The 14,398-nt window shown below is 71.2% G+C and carries 12 protein-coding genes and 1 tRNA gene; 8 read left to right on the top strand and 5 right to left on the bottom strand.

The features are described from left to right. Positions 1-92 precede the first annotated feature (92 nt). Positions 93-935 (bottom strand): MurR/RpiR family transcriptional regulator, encoded by an 843-nt coding sequence (locus ACFWNV_RS35760; protein WP_383955195.1) that lies wholly within the window; start codon positions 933-935, stop codon positions 93-95. A 314-nt stretch (positions 936-1,249) separates the two neighbouring features. Here ACFWNV_RS35760 and ACFWNV_RS35765 point away from each other — a divergent pair, with 314 nt between their 5' ends. Together ACFWNV_RS35765 and ACFWNV_RS35770 are read left to right on the top strand one after the other, a co-directional pair. Further along, positions 1,250-2,521 carry an MFS transporter gene (locus ACFWNV_RS35765; protein WP_383955198.1) on the top strand — a complete coding sequence of 424 codons (1,272 nt, stop codon included), beginning with the start codon at positions 1,250-1,252 and terminating at the stop codon, positions 2,519-2,521. 9 nt (positions 2,522-2,530) lie between these two features. Continuing rightward, positions 2,531-2,917: a hypothetical protein gene (locus ACFWNV_RS35770; protein ID WP_383955200.1), complete on the top strand. Its 387-nt coding sequence runs from the start codon at positions 2,531-2,533 to the stop codon at positions 2,915-2,917. A 400-nt stretch (positions 2,918-3,317) separates the two neighbouring features. On the opposite strand, the gene ACFWNV_RS35775 is transcribed toward ACFWNV_RS35770, so the two are convergent. Next, positions 3,318-4,703, bottom strand: a complete 1,386-nt coding sequence (locus ACFWNV_RS35775) for a cystathionine beta-synthase (RefSeq protein ID WP_383955221.1) — start codon at positions 4,701-4,703, stop codon at positions 3,318-3,320. Positions 4,704-4,870: 167 nt separating this feature from the next. Here ACFWNV_RS35775 and ACFWNV_RS35780 point away from each other — a divergent pair, with 167 nt between their 5' ends. From ACFWNV_RS35780 to ACFWNV_RS35790, 3 genes are all read left to right on the top strand, one after another. Beyond that, positions 4,871-5,965 carry an SGNH/GDSL hydrolase family protein gene (locus ACFWNV_RS35780; RefSeq protein ID WP_383955203.1) on the top strand — a complete coding sequence of 365 codons (1,095 nt, stop codon included), beginning with the start codon at positions 4,871-4,873 and terminating at the stop codon, positions 5,963-5,965. A gap of 67 nt (positions 5,966-6,032) precedes the next feature. Then, positions 6,033-7,253, top strand: coding sequence for an acetyl-CoA C-acetyltransferase (locus ACFWNV_RS35785; RefSeq protein ID WP_243335198.1), 1,221 nt, complete (start codon positions 6,033-6,035; stop codon positions 7,251-7,253). Positions 7,254-7,567: 314 nt separating this feature from the next. Next, the gene (locus tag ACFWNV_RS35790; RefSeq protein WP_383955207.1) at positions 7,568-8,383 is read left to right on the top strand and encodes a hypothetical protein; all 816 of its coding nucleotides are present in this window, start codon (positions 7,568-7,570) and stop codon (positions 8,381-8,383) included. A gap of 19 nt (positions 8,384-8,402) precedes the next feature. Here ACFWNV_RS35790 and ACFWNV_RS35795 read toward each other — a convergent pair whose 3' ends face one another. Beyond that, a complete protein-coding gene (locus ACFWNV_RS35795; protein ID WP_383955210.1) occupies positions 8,403-8,789 on the bottom strand; it encodes a hypothetical protein in 387 nt (128 codons plus the stop codon). Between the two features lie 101 nt (positions 8,790-8,890). Between ACFWNV_RS35795 and ACFWNV_RS35800 the strand changes: the two genes are divergently transcribed. Beyond that, positions 8,891-9,121, top strand: a complete 231-nt coding sequence (locus tag ACFWNV_RS35800) for a DUF4287 domain-containing protein (RefSeq protein ID WP_383955213.1) — start codon at positions 8,891-8,893, stop codon at positions 9,119-9,121. A 167-nt stretch (positions 9,122-9,288) separates the two neighbouring features. On the opposite strand, the gene ACFWNV_RS35805 is transcribed toward ACFWNV_RS35800, so the two are convergent. Together ACFWNV_RS35805 and ACFWNV_RS35810 are read right to left on the bottom strand one after the other, a co-directional pair. After that, a complete protein-coding gene (locus ACFWNV_RS35805; RefSeq protein ID WP_383955215.1) occupies positions 9,289-10,146 on the bottom strand; it encodes a Bax inhibitor-1/YccA family protein in 858 nt (285 codons plus the stop codon). Between the two features lie 183 nt (positions 10,147-10,329). Further along, positions 10,330-10,411 (bottom strand) — tRNA-Leu (locus ACFWNV_RS35810). 566 nt (positions 10,412-10,977) lie between these two features. Between ACFWNV_RS35810 and ACFWNV_RS35815 the strand changes: the two genes are divergently transcribed. Next, on the top strand, positions 10,978-11,742 hold the full coding sequence (locus ACFWNV_RS35815) for an ABC transporter ATP-binding protein (RefSeq protein ID WP_383955223.1): 765 nt from the start codon (positions 10,978-10,980) through the stop codon (positions 11,740-11,742). Positions 11,743-11,799: 57 nt separating this feature from the next. Then, positions 11,800-14,352, top strand: coding sequence for an ABC transporter permease (locus tag ACFWNV_RS35820; RefSeq protein ID WP_383955218.1), 2,553 nt, complete (start codon positions 11,800-11,802; stop codon positions 14,350-14,352). Positions 14,353-14,398: the final 46 nt, after the last annotated feature.

A 14,398-nucleotide genomic window follows, 5' to 3' on the forward strand; every position in this document is an offset into this window, starting at 1 on the left:
ACGCACCACGCCCTCCACCCTCCCAAACCCCAGCCCCGCCGGCGCTTGAGGCGCCCGGGGACGGAGTCCCCGGCAACGGCGCCGCACCCCACCTACTCCACGAACAGCCCCCGCGCCACCGCCCCCGCATCAAACGCCTCCAGCCGAGCCTGCGCATCAGGCAGCGCATCCGCCATCGCCTCCAGCAGCACCCGCCCCAACAACATCGGCGCGCACGCCGTGTCGAAGGCCAGCCCCGTCCCGACGGGCGCCGGGATCAGCAGGTCGGAGTGGCGGGCCACCGGTGCGAAGGCGGAGTCGGCGACCGTGACCACGGTCAGCCCGGCCCCCCGCGCGTGATCCAGGGCCTCCGCGACCTCCTTCGGATGCCGCGGCAGCGCAAAGCACAGCAGGGCCGAGGCCCCCGCGCCCGCGGCCGCGTCGATCCGGTCGGCGAGCATCGAGCCGCCCTCGTCGAGCAGCCGGACGTCCGGATGGACCTTCGCCGCGAAGTACGCGAACCCGCGCGCCTGCGAGGAGGCCGCGCGCAGCCCCAGTACGGGCAGCGGGCGCGACCCGGCCAGCAGCCGTCCCGCCTCCCGGACGGGCGCCGGGTCGGCGAGCATCGCGGAGAGCTGCCGCAGGTTCTCGATCTCGCCCTGCACGGCCTGCTGGTACTCGTTGTACGCGTCCTCCTCCCCGCCCGGGGCCCGCTCCGCGGGGGCCACTTCGCGCAGGTGCCGGCGGAGCGCGGGATAGCCGTCGAAGCCCAGCGCCACCGCGAACCGGGTCACCGACGGCTGGCTCACCCCGGCCAGTTCGGCGAGCTCCACGCTCGACAGGAACGGCACCTCCGCCGCCCCGCGCACCATGCAGTGCGCGATGCGCCGCTGGGTCGGCGTCAGCCGGTGTCCCTCGAACAGCTTCTGCAGCCGGGCCGCAGGGCTCTCGCTCATCCCGTTCCCCTCCGTCCCTCGGTCCCCTCGGCCCCGCCCCGTGCGAAGGGCAGCCGGCCGGTCACCGACGGAATATTCAGTCTCCGAGCACTCTGCATGCGCTTATGCAGGACGGCAACCCGATCCCGTCATCCGAGACCTCTCCGAGGCCTCCCCCGAGGCCTCCCCCCAGCCCTCCGACGAGCCCTCCCCGACCCCCCGGCGGACCGGATCAATTCACTTGACCGCCCCGCCGGCCGCGCTTGATCCTCAAGGGCCGGCCGCCCCGATCCACCCGGCCAACCCCCCACCACATTCAAGTGAATTGGCCCCCCATGGCGACTTCGTCGACTTCGTCCGTCTCCGCTCCACCCGTCCCCGGAACCCGTCTGTGGACCAGGAACTTCGGCCTGTTCTTCACCGCCCGCATCGTGTCGATGCTGGGCGACATGATGATGCCGGTCGCCCTGGCCGTCGCCATGATCTCCCTGGGCTACGGGGTGAGCGGCATCGGGTACGCGCTGGGCGCCTGGATGGGTTCCTTCGCCCTCTTCATCGTCTTCGGCGGGGTGATCGCCGACCGCTTCCACCCCCTGCCGCAGATGATCGGCGCCGACGCGGTCCGGTGCGTGGCGCAGGGCTCCTTCGCCGTCTACCTCTGGCTCGGCCACCCCACCCTGTGGTTCGTGATCGGAGGATCGGTCCTCGGCGGCATCGCGACCGCGATGTTCCAGCCGGGCACCTCCAGCCTCGTCCCCCAGGTCTCCACCGACCCCACCCAGGCCAACGGGGTGCTGCGGGTGAGCCAGGGAATGGCCACGATGGCCGGGCCGGCGCTCGCCGGGGTCCTCGTGGCCGCCACCTCGACGGCCTGGGTGTTCGTGATCGACGCCGCCACCTTCGCGATCAGCGGCGTCTGCCTCGTCGCGCTGCGCCTGCCCCGCTTCGAGGCCGACCGCTCGCAGTCCACCCTCACGAACCTGCGGGAGGGCTGGGACGAGTTCCGCTCCAGGTCCTGGCTGTGGGCGGTCATCCTGATCTGGTGGGTGCTCGGGGTCTTCGTGTGGGGCCCGCTCACCCCGCTCGGCGCGGCCTCGATCATCGCCGAGCACGGCAAGGCCGCCTTCGGGTACGCGGAGGGCGCCTTCGGGGCCGGCTGCGTCCTCGGCGGCCTCCTCGCGCTCCGGATCCGTCCGGTCCGCCCGCTGCTCGGCGGCGGCCTCGCGATGTTCCTGTTCCCGATGATGCCGCTGGCCGCGGCCCTGGTCCCGGCCCTTCCGCTGCTCATGCTCGGCTACGCGATCAGCGGTGTGGGCTGGGCGTTCTGGGGCGTGCAGTGGTCCACCACGATGCAGACCCAGATCCCCGAGGACCGGCTCAACCGCGTGACCGCGTACGAGGTGGGCGGTTCGATCCTCGCCATCCCCCTCGGCCAGGTCCTGTCGGGCCCGGCGAGCACCCTCTTCGGCGTCCGCCCGCTCCTGCTGGGCGGCGCCGCGGTCAGCCTCGGCTGCGCCCTCGCCCTCCTGCTGGTCCGCCCCGTGCGCGGGCTCGTACGGCGCGATACGGGGGCTAGCCCCAGTGCCGGCGAGAACCCCGGATCCTAGGGTGGCGGGATGGAGTCCCAAGAGCTCAAGAAGGAACTCTCCGCCACGCTCGACGCACGTCGGGAGCTGGGGCCGGAGTACGAGGCCGCGCTGGTGGACTCGTTCGTGGAGAAGGTCGACACGCAGGTCCGCCGGCGCCTCGCCGAGGAGCGGCTGTCCGCGGCCCGCGGCCCCCGGCCCGGCGCGGCGGACTCCCCGGACGGAAACTTCGGCGAGCGCTTCGGCTTCGCGATCATCACCCTGGTGCTGGCGATCCCGCTCTCCGCGATCGGCGCCGCCCAGGCCCATCTCAGCGGCCTGGTCGTGGTCTGGCTCGGCATCCTGGGTGTCAACTACGTCCACGCGGCGAAGTTCTCCCGCCACCGGGGCGAGCGCGGTACCGACCAGCTGAGCTGACGGCCGGGCAGCTGACGGCCAAGCGTGCGGCACGCAGGCGGGCGGCCGGCCGGGCCAGCGGATCGCCTCCGGGCATGTTTATGCGCGGGGACCGCCGCACCCCGGTTTCCCGGGGGCGGGACGACGGCGGTCCCCGCGCAGGACACGGGCCGGGTCAGGGCCGTCCGCGCGTCCGTGGCGTCCAACGCGGTCCGGGAGCCGCTCCGGAAGTGCGCCGACGCCGTTCGTGGTGCCGGCCCGGTCCCGGTTTCCCGGGCTTCCCTGCCGACAACCACCACTGTGCCGGAGCCGTGTTAAGCCGGTGCTGCCGTCACGTGTCGGGCCCGTACCGTTTGCGCGTCGTCCGCGCGCGGACCCGTACGGGGCCCCGTGCAGGGCCCCGTACGAGCACTCGTACGGGCTACTTGGCGCCCTTGGCCAGGAACGCCAGCAGGTCCTGACGGCTCACCACACCGGTCGGCTTGCCCTCGACCAGCACGATCGCCGCGTCGGCCTCGCCGAGCACCGCCATCAGCTCGGAGACCGGCTCGCCCGAGCCGACCTGCGGCAGCGGCGCGCTCATGTGCTTCTCCAGCGGGTCGCCCAGCGAGGCGCCGCCCGCGAACAGCGCCGCCAGCAGCTCCTTCTCGACCACGGAGCCGATGACCTCGGCGGCCATCACGTCGGGGTGGCCGGCGCCCGGCTTGACGATCGGCATCTGCGAGACGCCGTACTCGCGGAGCACCTCGATGGCCTCCCCGACGGTCTCCTCGGGGTGCATGTGGACCAGCGAGGGGATGCCGCCCGCCTTGTCCGCGAGGACGTCCCGGATGCGGGCGGAGGGGCCCGTGTCCTCCAGGAAGCCGTGTCCGGCCATCCACTCGTCGTTGAAGATTTTGCTGATGTAGCCGCGCCCGCTGTCCGGGAGCAGGACGACGACCACGTCGTCCGGGCCGAGGCCCTCGGCCGCCTTCAGCGCGGCGACGACCGCCATGCCGCAGGAGCCGCCGACGAGCAGGCCCTCCTCCTTGGCGAGGCGGCGGGTCATCTGGAAGGAGTCCTTGTCGGACACCGCGATGATCTCGTCGGTCACGTTCGGGTCGTAGGCGGTGGGCCAGAAGTCCTCGCCGACGCCCTCGACGAGGTACGGGCGGCCCGAGCCGCCGGAGTAGACCGAGCCCTCGGGGTCCGCGCCGATGATCTTCACGCGGCCGTCGGAGGCTTCCTTCAGGTACCGGCCGGTACCCGAGATCGTGCCGCCCGTGCCGACGCCGGCGACGAAGTGGGTGATCTTCCCGGCCGTCTGCTCCCAGAGCTCGGGGCCGGTGGTCTCGTAGTGCGAGCGCGAGTTGTTCGCGTTGCTGTACTGGTCGGGCTTCCAGGCGCCCGGGGTCTCGCGCACGAGGCGGTCGGACACGTTGTAGTACGAGTCCGGGTGCTCGGGGTCGACGGCGGTCGGGCAGACCACGACCTCGGCACCGTACGCGCGCATCACGTTGATCTTGTCCGTCGAGACCTTGTCAGGACAGACGAAGATGCACTTGTAACCCTTCTGCTGGGCCACGATGGCGAGTCCTACACCCGTGTTGCCGCTCGTGGGCTCCACGATGGTGCCGCCGGGCTTGAGTGCTCCGCTCTGTTCGGCGGCCTCGATCATCCGCACGGCGATCCGGTCCTTCACGGATCCGCCGGGGTTGAAGTACTCGACCTTGGCCAAGACGGTGGCCTGGAGGCCTTCGGTCACACGGTTGAGCTTCACCAGCGGGGTGTTGCCGACGAGGCTGATCATCGAGTCGTGGAATTGCACCATGTTCTCCAAGGAGGGGACTCCACGGGTTCTCCGGGAGGCACCGCCAGACTATGCGGAAAGGGATTGGCCGACCGGCACTACGGGGCAGGTAGGTCAACAGGACGGCGGGGTCGCCAGGGACGGCGCAGGGATCCGGCCAAGGGACCGAGAAGGTGGCTTGAAGGGTGTCCAGGGCGAGGACGGCCCGCCGCATCGCGGCGGGAGCGGCGTACGGCGGTGGCGGGCTCGGGCTCGTCGGGGCCGCCGCGGTCGGGCTGGTGGTCGCGGAGATGCAGTTCGCGAAGCGGACGGTCGGCACGGGACTGCCGGATCCGCCGCGCGCGGACGGTCTGTACGGGAGCGAGTTCGGCGGCCCCGAGCTGAGCCCCGGCCCGCTGCGGTTCGGCGTGCTGGGCGATTCCACGGCCGCCGGGCTGGGGGTGCGGCGGGCCCGGCAGACTCCGGGCGCCCTGCTGGCCTCGGGGCTGGCGGCGGTGGCCGAGCGGCCGGTCGAGCTGCGCAACGTGGCGCTCTCGGGTGCCATGTCGGACGACTTGGACCGCCAGACGGGGCTGCTGCTGGACGGTGACGCCCCGCCCCCCGACGTGTGCGTGATCATGATCGGCGCCAATGACGTGACCCGCCGGATGCCGCCCACCCAGTCGGTGCGGCTGCTGACCGCGGCCGTACGCCGGCTGCGGCTCGCGGGCTCCGAGGTGGTGGTCGGCACCTGCCCGGACCTCGGCACCATCGAGCCGGTGTACCAGCCGCTGCGGTGGCTGGCCCGCCGGGTCTCGCGCCAGCTCGCGGCCGCCCAGACGATCGGGGTGCTCGCGCTGGGCGCCCGTACCGTCTCGATCGGCGACCTGATGGGGACGGAGTTCGCGGCGAACCCCCGCGAGATGTTCGGCCCGGACTCCTACCACCCGTCGGCGGAGGGGTACGCGACCGCGGCGATGGCCATACTGCCGACGCTGTGCGCGGCCCTCGGGGTCTGGCCCGAGTCGGACCGGCTGGACGTGTCGCGCAACGAGGACATGCTCCCGCTGGCCAAGGCCGCCTCGGCGGCGGCCGGGCAGGCCGGCACGGAGGTGACCGGGGCCCGCGGCGCCTGGGCGCTGCTCAAGTACCGGCGCAGGCGCCGGGTGCCGGGCGAGGACCTCACGGAGCAGACTGGAGGGGCCGCGACGGGCGCCGGGGCGACCGGTCCCGCGCACGGCGGGGCGACCGGGCCCGCGCAGACGCCCAGAGCGACCGGAGTCACATCGCAAGGGCAGTGACCTCGACGGTACGGGGCGGTAACTTCGCATGCGGTCCCGGTACGACACCACCTCCCTTGGAGCCCCGATGCCCGAAGCCGTCATCGTTTCCACCGCCCGGTCGCCGATCGGGCGCGCCTTCAAGGGATCCCTCAAGGACGTCCGCCCGGACGATCTGACCGCCACGGTCATCCAGGCCGCCCTCGCCAAGGTGCCCGGCCTGGACCCGCGCGAGATCGACGACCTGATGCTGGGCTGCGGCCTCCCGGGCGGCGAGCAGGGCCACAACCTGGGCCGGATCGTCGCGGTGCAGATGGGCATGGACCACCTGCCCGCCACCACGATCACCCGCTACTGCGCCTCCTCGCTCCAGACCTCGCGGATGGCCCTGCACGCCATCAAGGCGGGCGAGGGCGACGTCTTCATCTCCGCGGGCGTGGAGATGGTCTCCCGGTCCGTGAACGGCTCCTCCGACGGCATCCCGGGCACCCACAACCCGCTCTTCGCCGAGTCCGAGGCCCGCACCAAGGAGGTGGCCGAGTCCACCGGCTCCTCCTGGCACGACCCGCGCGAGGACGACCGCACCCCCGACGCGTACATCGGGATGGGGCAGACCGCGGAGAACCTGGCCCGGCTCAAGGGCGTGACCCGCGCCGACATGGACGAGTTCGGCGTGCGCTCGCAGAACCTGGCCGAGGAAGCCATCAAGAACGGCTTCTGGGCCCGCGAGATCACCCCGGTCACCACCCCGGACGGCACGGTCGTCTCCCAGGACGACGGCCCGCGCGCCGGGGTCACCCTGGAGGCCGTCCAGGGCCTCAAGCCCGTCTTCCGCCCCGACGGCCTGATCACGGCCGGCAACTGCTGTCCGCTGAACGACGGCGCCGCGGCGCTGGTCGTCATGAGCGACACCAAGGCGCGCGAGCTGGGCCTGACCCCGCTGGCCCGGATCGTCTCCACCGGCGTCACCGGCCTCTCCCCCGAGATCATGGGCCTGGGCCCGGTCGAGGCCTCCAAGCAGGCGCTGAAGCGGGCGGGCCTGACCGTCGGCGACATCGACCTGTTCGAGATCAACGAGGCCTTCGCGGCCCAGGTGATCCCCTCCTACCGGGACCTGGAGATCCCGCTGGAGAAGCTCAACGTCAACGGCGGGGCCATCGCCATCGGTCACCCCTTCGGGATGACCGGCGCCCGCATCACCGGCACGCTGATCAACAGCCTGCAGTTCCACGACAAGCAGTTCGGCCTCGAGACCATGTGCGTGGGCGGCGGCCAGGGCATGGCCATGATCATCGAGCGTCTCAGCTAGGTCGGCACCGCGGAGGCCGTCGGGATCAAGAGCCGAGGCCAGACGCCGTAAGGGATCCGCTTGATCCCTTAACGGCGTACTGACATCGAATCTAACCCTGTCGCCGCCATTCTGTGACCAAATGTCCCCCAGGATGTGACCTTAGTCCTGGGGGATCATTGTTTTCGCAGGTCAGGCCGGTTCTCGACGGGACGATCGGGACGAAAGGCCTGTCCAATTCATGACGTAATGCACTGCTGCCCATTCCCAGGACGGGACAAGCTGATGTAGGAAGTCGGGGGATCGAATCAATCAGGAGTTAGTCAGTGAGCGCCATGTCTCTTGCCCTACTGCTGACCACGGCCGCTGCCACGGCCGTCGGCGCTGCTGCGCTGCACGCCGTCCACGGCCTGCGCAAGCAGGTCACCGCACTGCGCGGTGAGCTGACGGTTTCGCACCCCCGTGGCGGCGCCGCCACCGTTCCGCACGCCCGCAGCGCCGTGGAGTCTCCCGCGGCCGAGATACGAGCCGCCGTCGCCGAGGCCCTGGCCGAGGAGCGCGAGCGCGAGCTCGCCGAGGCGCGCGCCTTCTGGGCCGCCCAGGAGGCCCGTGACGCCGCCGACGCCCCCTCGCTGCTGGGCGGCCTGTCCGGCCTCGGCGAGGAGAGCCCCGTCTTCCTGCCCCGGCAGGCGGACATGGTCGGCCTGGAGCCGCTCCTGGGCGACGACGCCGAGGACTACCAGGGGTACCCGGAGGACTCGGCCGAGCTGGCCGCCGCCCGCCGGCGCCACCCCTCGCACCCGGACTTCGTCCCCGTGCAGGCCTCGCACCACGGCGCCGACCACGAGCGCACGGTCAACCGCCTGGAGGAGCTCGCGGAGGCCCGTACGGCCCTCGCGGACGTCCGCCCCGGCCCGCTGGGCACCCTGGACGTGTACGTCTTCACCGACGGCACCACGCTCTGCATGACCCCCGGACACCGGGAGACCGCCGAGCGGCTCGCCGACGCCCTGCGTTCGGGCAGCGCACCGGTCCTGCTGGGCGGCTCGGGCATCTCCGGCGCCTACGCCCTGACCTTCTCCTGCGGCGACTCCGAGGACCCGGACAGCAACGTCTACATCCTCGCCGACCGGGTCATCGCCTCACTCTGAGGCCCCGCACCCGTCCGCCTCACCGCAGCGCCCCGGCTTCCGCCTGATCCACCAGCCGAACGGCCTCGTCCAGCATCTCGGACGGGGCCTTCGCCGTGTCCGTCTCCGTCGCGGCGCGCAGGGCCTCGGCGAGGTCCAGCCCGGCCACGGCCAGCTGGTCCCCGACGACGAAGATCCCGGCGTCGGGCATCGTGCGCGCCGGAGCCGCCCCCGCGCCGTCCCCGGCGGCCGTACCGCCCGCGGAGCCTACGGAGGCCGCCTCCAGCCGCTGCGCCCTCAGCGAGAGCTCCCTGGCCAGGTCCAGCGCCGCCTCGGCGGCGCCCTGCTGGAGCCGGCTCTGCGGGGCCGCCCGCAGCCGGTCGGCGAAACGTTCCACGGCAGCGGTCAGGGGTGAGGTATCGAGCACCCGGCCGACCTTACGCGCCGCCTCGGCGCCATTGCCAACGGGCGAACTCTCCGGCACGGTGGCGTGAAGAGAGCAGCACGGCGATACCTCCGGAGGCGCCCATGTCCGTCGAGTTCTCCGAGCAGACCCACCGCAACATGATCGAGAGAATCCCCCGGGCCACAGGTCGTGAAGTGTCCGACTGGCTCCGCACCGTGGACGACGGTCCCTCCCTCGTCCGGTTCGAAGAGAAGGTCAGCTGGCTGCTCGGCGCGCACGAGCTGTCGTACGGCCAGGCCAAGGCGATCATCCACGAGTACGACCTGCGCAGGGCCGCCCGCAAGTTCGGCTGAGCCGGCCCCTGCCCCCGTCCGAAGCCCCCGACTTCCCGCCCGCCCGATCATCCGAATCGCTCGCATCACGCGAATCAAGCGAATCACTCGATCTACTGACCCCCGACATGCGGGAAGGCCCCGCGAGCGTGTGCTCGCGGGGCCTTCCTCGGCTCAAGCGGTGCGTACTAGTCGCCCTTGAGGATGGAGATCAGGCGCAGCATCTCGATGTAGATCCACACCAGGGTCATGGTGAGGCCGAAGGCCGCCAGCCAGGACTCCTCGCGGGGGGCGCCGTAGGTCAGGCCGTCCTCGACCATCTTGAAGTCCATGGCGAGGAAGGCGGCACCGAGCAGGATGCCGATGACACCGAAGAGGATGCCGAGGCCGCCGCTGCGGAAGCCGAGGCCGTCGCCGCCGCCGAAGACGGAGAACAGCATGTTGACGACCATCAGCAGCATGAAGCCGATGGCGGCCGCCGTCACGAAGCCGACGAAGCGCCGGTTCACCCTGATCCAGCGCATCTTGTAGGCGATCAGCACACCGGCGAAGACGCACATCGTGCCCATGACGGCCTGGACGACCGTGCCGGGGCTGACGTAGGTGCTGACGGCCGAGCTGATGACGCCGAGGAAGACACCCTCGAAGGCCGCGTACGCCAGGATCAGCGCCGGGACGGGCTTGGCCTTGAACGACTGGACCATCGCGAAGACGAACGCGATGAGCGCGGCGACGAAGGCGATGCCGTACGACTTGTTGATGTTGGCCGGGTCGACCGGAAGCACGAGCCAGGAGATCGCCGCCGTCAGGACGACCGTGCCGAGCGTCAGGGCCGTACGGCTCACGACGTCGTCGATGGTCATCGCGTTGCCGCGGACCGGCGCCTGCGGCATACCCGTGGCCGGGTCGGTCGCGTAGGGGTTGGTCGCGTACGGGTTGGTGGCGGTCCCGGCCTGGGCCTGGGGCTGCTGCGTGCCGAAGCCCGCATAAGCACCGTTGTCGCGGCTGAATCCCCGTCGCGAGAAGACCGGGTTGCTGCTCCTCATCTCACTCCTCCGTGGCCACCGTGCGCGGCCTTGGAGTCAAGAGTAATGCGAACGCAAAGAAATCGCCCTACTGCTGGAGGAGGATCTTTCCCCGCTGGTACGGGCCCGCCGGACGGGACCGGCGGGGGCACCCCTGGCGCCCCCGCCGATGCTGACGTTCCGGCCTGAAACGGAACGTCCTCGTGCCCGAAGCCGGACTTGAACCGGCACGACCCGAGGGTCAGCGAGGTTTAAGCTCGCCGTGTCTGCATTCCACCATCCGGGCAGGGCGTAGCGGCCCCGTAGGAAAAGCCTTGAACGCTACGCCGAGCCTATCCGGAACACTTACGCCCCCACCTGGGCGTCTCGCCGATGTTGTCTGATTTTATTGGCGATTGATGACGCGTCAGGGGACAGAAGGCGCGGTCGGCACGTTCCGGGCGTCGATCATGGCCGCCACGGGATTGACGGGATTTCGATGGCCCGCGCCACCCCGCACGCCACCCCGTGCGCCACCCCTTCGCCCGGGCCTCGCTTCAGCTCCGCTTCCGGTCCGTTCCCGCCCCCGGTTCCGCCCCCGTCCGCGCCCCGGTTCCGGCTCCGCTCCGCCCTCCGCCAGGGGTCCCGCTCCCGGCCCCGGCCCGGCCCGTCCGGCGGCTTCCCCGTCCTTCCGCCGCGCCGCCGTCATACCAAAGGAGGAGGCGCGGGCCCCCGTGGTCACTCTCCGGTGGCCCGGAGAACGGGCATCACGGCTGATCCGGAGCGGGTGGGGCGCCGCGAGGATTGAGGGGTCCCGCCAACCGCGGACCGTGAGCCCGGTCCGTCCTTCGAGGAGCCGCCCCCGTGACCACCATGAACTACGCCCCGCACACCGCCCAGGCCGTCGCCGCGCGCGCCACCGGCCTCTCCAAGGTGTACGGCCAGGGCGAGACCCAGGTGGTCGCTCTGGACAACGTCTCCGTCGACTTCGCGCAGGGCCAGTTCACCGCGATCATGGGCCCCTCCGGTTCCGGCAAGTCCACGCTGATGCACTGCGTCGCCGGCCTGGACACCTTCTCCGCCGGGTCCGTCCGCATCGGCGAGACCGAGCTGTCGACCCTGAAGGACAAGCAGCTCACGCAGCTGCGCCGGGACAAGATCGGCTTCATCTTCCAGGCCTTCAACCTGCTGCCGACCCTGACGGCCCTGGAGAACATCACGCTCCCCATGGACATCGCCGGCCGCAAGCCCGACCAGCAGTGGCTGGACGCGGTGATCAGCATGGTCGGCCTCTCCGACCGCCTCTCCCACCGCCCCACCCAGCTCTCCGGCGGCCAGCAGCAGCGCGTGGCCGTGGCCCGCGCCCTGGCCTCCCGCCCCGAGATCATCTTCGGTGACGAGCCCACCGGAAACCTCGACTCGCGCTCCGGCGCCGAGGTCCTCGGCTTCCTGCGCAACTCCGTGCGCGAGCTCGGCCAGACCGTCGTCATGGTCACCCACGACCCGGTCGCCGCCTCCTACGCGGACCGCGTCATCTTCCTCGCCGACGGCCGCATCGTCGACGAGATGATCCAGCCCACCGCGGACGGCGTGCTCGACCGCATGAAGGCCTTCGACGCCAAGGGCCGCACCAGCTGAGGGACGAGCCCCCTCGCCCCCGTCCCCGCTGACCCCACAGACCTGGATTCCTCCACCATGTTCCGTACCGCCCTGCGCAACGTGCTCGCGCACAAGGCACGGCTGCTGATGACGGTGCTCGCCGTCGTCCTCGGCGTCGCCTTCGTCTCCGGCACGCTCGTCTTCACCGACACCGTCGGCAAGGCGATGTCGAACCAGTCCGCCAAGAGCTTCGACGGGGTGGCCGTCTCGGTCACCTCCTACGGTCCCTCCCGCAACGACGAGGGCGTCAAGGAGGGCGAGCCGGGCATCAGCCAGCAGACCCTCGACAAGATCAAGGCCCTCGGCGGAGTCGACAGCGCCTCCGGCCGCGTCAGCGGCTTCGCCGCCGTGGGCGACCAGGACGGCAAGCTGATCGGCACCGGCTGGGCCAACACCGGCGCCAACTTCGTCCCCCTCAAGGACGGCAAGGACCCCCGCTACGCCTTCACCACGGGCAACGGCCCGGCCAGGGCCGGCGAGATCGCCCTCGACCAGGAGACGGCCAAGCGCGGCAAGTACGCGGTCGGCGACAAGGTCCGGGTGGCCGACAACGGCCCGGCCAAGGAGTACACCCTCACCGGCGTCTTCACCACCGAGGACGGCGCGGTCAACGCGGGCGGCTCGCTCGTCCTGTTCGACACCCCGACCGCCCAGCAGCTCTACCTGGAGCCGGGCTACTACGGCGAGCTCTCGGTCAGCGCCAAGGCCGGCACGACCGCCGACCAGCTGCTCACCGAGATCAAGCCGCTCGTCGGCAAGGACGCCAAGGCCCAGACCGGCGCACAGCTCGCCGCCGAGCAGGCCAAGGACATCGAGCAGGGCATGGGCAGCATGAACCAGATGCTGCTGACGTTCGCCCTGATCTCGCTCTTCGTGGGCATCTTCCTGATCTACAACACCTTCACCATGCTGGTCGCCCAGCGCACCAAGGAACTGGCCCTGCTGCGCGCCGTCGGCGCCAACCGCGGCCAGGTCAAGCGCTCGGTCCTGGCCGAGGCCCTGGTCGTCGGCGTGATCTCCTCCGCCATCGGCCTGATCGCCGGCGTCGGGCTCGCGGTCGGCATGCGCGCCGCGATGGGCGCCTTCGACGTGAAGATCCCGGCCGGTCCGCTGGTCGTCGCCCCCGTCACCGTCATCGCGGCGATCGTCATCGGCGTCGTCGTCACGATGCTCGCCGCCTGGCTGCCCGCGCGCCGCACCGCCAAGATCTCCCCGGTCGCCGCGATGGGCAGCGCCCACCTGCCGGCCTCCTCGAAGTCCCTGGTGCTGCGCAACAGCATCGGCGGCGCCGTCACCCTGCTCGGTCTGCTCGCCATCCTCGGCGGCGCGATCGCAGGCAAGGACGGCCGGATGCTCATCGGCGCCGGCGCCTTCTTCACGATGATCGGCATCATCGTCCTGCTGCCCGCCCTCTCCCGTCCGGTCATCGCGGCGGTCCGCCCGCTGCTGGAGAAGGCCTTCGGCGTCGCCGGCAAGCTGGCCGCGCAGAACGCGGTCCGCAACCCGCGCCGCACCGCCGTCACCGCCGCCTCGCTGGCCATCGGCCTGACCCTGGTCACCGCCCTGTCCGTGCTCGGCATCACGATGGGCAAGGCCATCGACCGGATGACGACGGACAACCTCAGGGCCGACTACAAGGTCTCCATGGGCCAGAGCTTCGGCAGCCTGGACCCCTCCGTCATCCCGGCCCTGGAGAAGGCCCCGGGCGTCAAGGCGGTCTCCCCGCAGCAGGCCGGCGACTTCAAGGTCGGCGACGGCGACTCCTACCGCTCCGTCTCCGGGGTCAACCCGGCGACCATCGGCCAGCTCCTCAACTTCGACGTGATCAGCGGTCAGCTGACCAACCTCGCCAAGGGCGAGGTGGTGGTCGCCGAGAAGACCGCCAAGACGGACGGCCTGTCGGTCGGCTCCCCCCTGAAGGTCACCTTCCCCGACAAGAAGACGGCGACCCTGAAGGTCGGCGCGGTCTACAAGGACATGGAGGGCATGCTCTCCCCCTACGTGGTCGACTCCCGGATCCTCGACCAGCACGACGAGAAGCCGTACCTGCGCGAGGTCCTCGTCAAGATGGACGGCGGCCCCTCCGCCAAGGGCGAGCAGGCCCTCGTCGACGCCCTCGGCAAGAACCCGGCGATCACCTTCGCCACCCAGCAGGACATCCGCAACGAGATGGGCGGCATGATCAACACCGCCCTGAACATCATGTACGGCCTGCTCGCCATGGCGCTGATCATCTCGGTCCTCGGCGTCGTCAACACCCTGGCGATGTCCGTGTACGAGCGGACGCAGGAGATCGGCATGCTGCGGGCCATCGGCCTGGACCGCGGCCGGGTCAAGAACATGATCCGGCTGGAAGCCATCGTGATCTCGCTCTTCGGCGCGGTGATCGGCGTGGTCCTCGGCACCTTCATCGCCTGGGCCGTGGGCGAGACCATCAAGGGCTCGATCCCGAACTACGCCCTGGAGATCCCCTTCGACCGGATCGCGATCTTCATGCTGCTGGCCGGCATCGTCGGCGCCCTGGCGGCCATGTGGCCCGCCCGCAGCGCGGCCCGGCTGAACATGCTGACCGCGATCAAGACGGAGTAGCCCGAGCAGCACCGGAACGGCGCAGGGCCCCGCGACATCCCGTCGC

Origin of the sequence: Streptomyces sp. NPDC058401 (assembly GCF_042722885.1) — a bacterium.
In the GTDB taxonomy this organism is placed as follows: domain Bacteria; phylum Actinomycetota; class Actinomycetes; order Streptomycetales; family Streptomycetaceae; genus Streptomyces.

Excerpts from the sequence above, each read along its gene's own strand:
- ACFWNV_RS35815 (WP_383955223.1), top strand. The coding sequence starts at position 10,978 with ATGAACTACGCCCCGCACACCGCCCAGGCCGTCGCCGCGCGCGCCACC.
- ACFWNV_RS35785 (WP_243335198.1), top strand. The coding sequence starts at position 6,033 with ATGCCCGAAGCCGTCATCGTTTCCACCGCCCGGTCGCCGATCGGGCGC.
- ACFWNV_RS35790 (WP_383955207.1), top strand. The coding sequence starts at position 7,568 with ATGTCTCTTGCCCTACTGCTGACCACGGCCGCTGCCACGGCCGTCGGC.
- ACFWNV_RS35800 (WP_383955213.1), top strand. The coding sequence starts at position 8,891 with ATGTCCGTCGAGTTCTCCGAGCAGACCCACCGCAACATGATCGAGAGA.
- ACFWNV_RS35820 (WP_383955218.1), top strand. The coding sequence starts at position 11,800 with ATGTTCCGTACCGCCCTGCGCAACGTGCTCGCGCACAAGGCACGGCTG.
- ACFWNV_RS35760 (WP_383955195.1), bottom strand. The coding sequence starts at position 935 with ATGAGCGAGAGCCCTGCGGCCCGGCTGCAGAAGCTGTTCGAGGGACAC.
- ACFWNV_RS35770 (WP_383955200.1), top strand. The coding sequence starts at position 2,531 with ATGGAGTCCCAAGAGCTCAAGAAGGAACTCTCCGCCACGCTCGACGCA.
- ACFWNV_RS35805 (WP_383955215.1), bottom strand. The coding sequence starts at position 10,146 with ATGAGGAGCAGCAACCCGGTCTTCTCGCGACGGGGATTCAGCCGCGAC.
- ACFWNV_RS35765 (WP_383955198.1), top strand. The coding sequence starts at position 1,250 with ATGGCGACTTCGTCGACTTCGTCCGTCTCCGCTCCACCCGTCCCCGGA.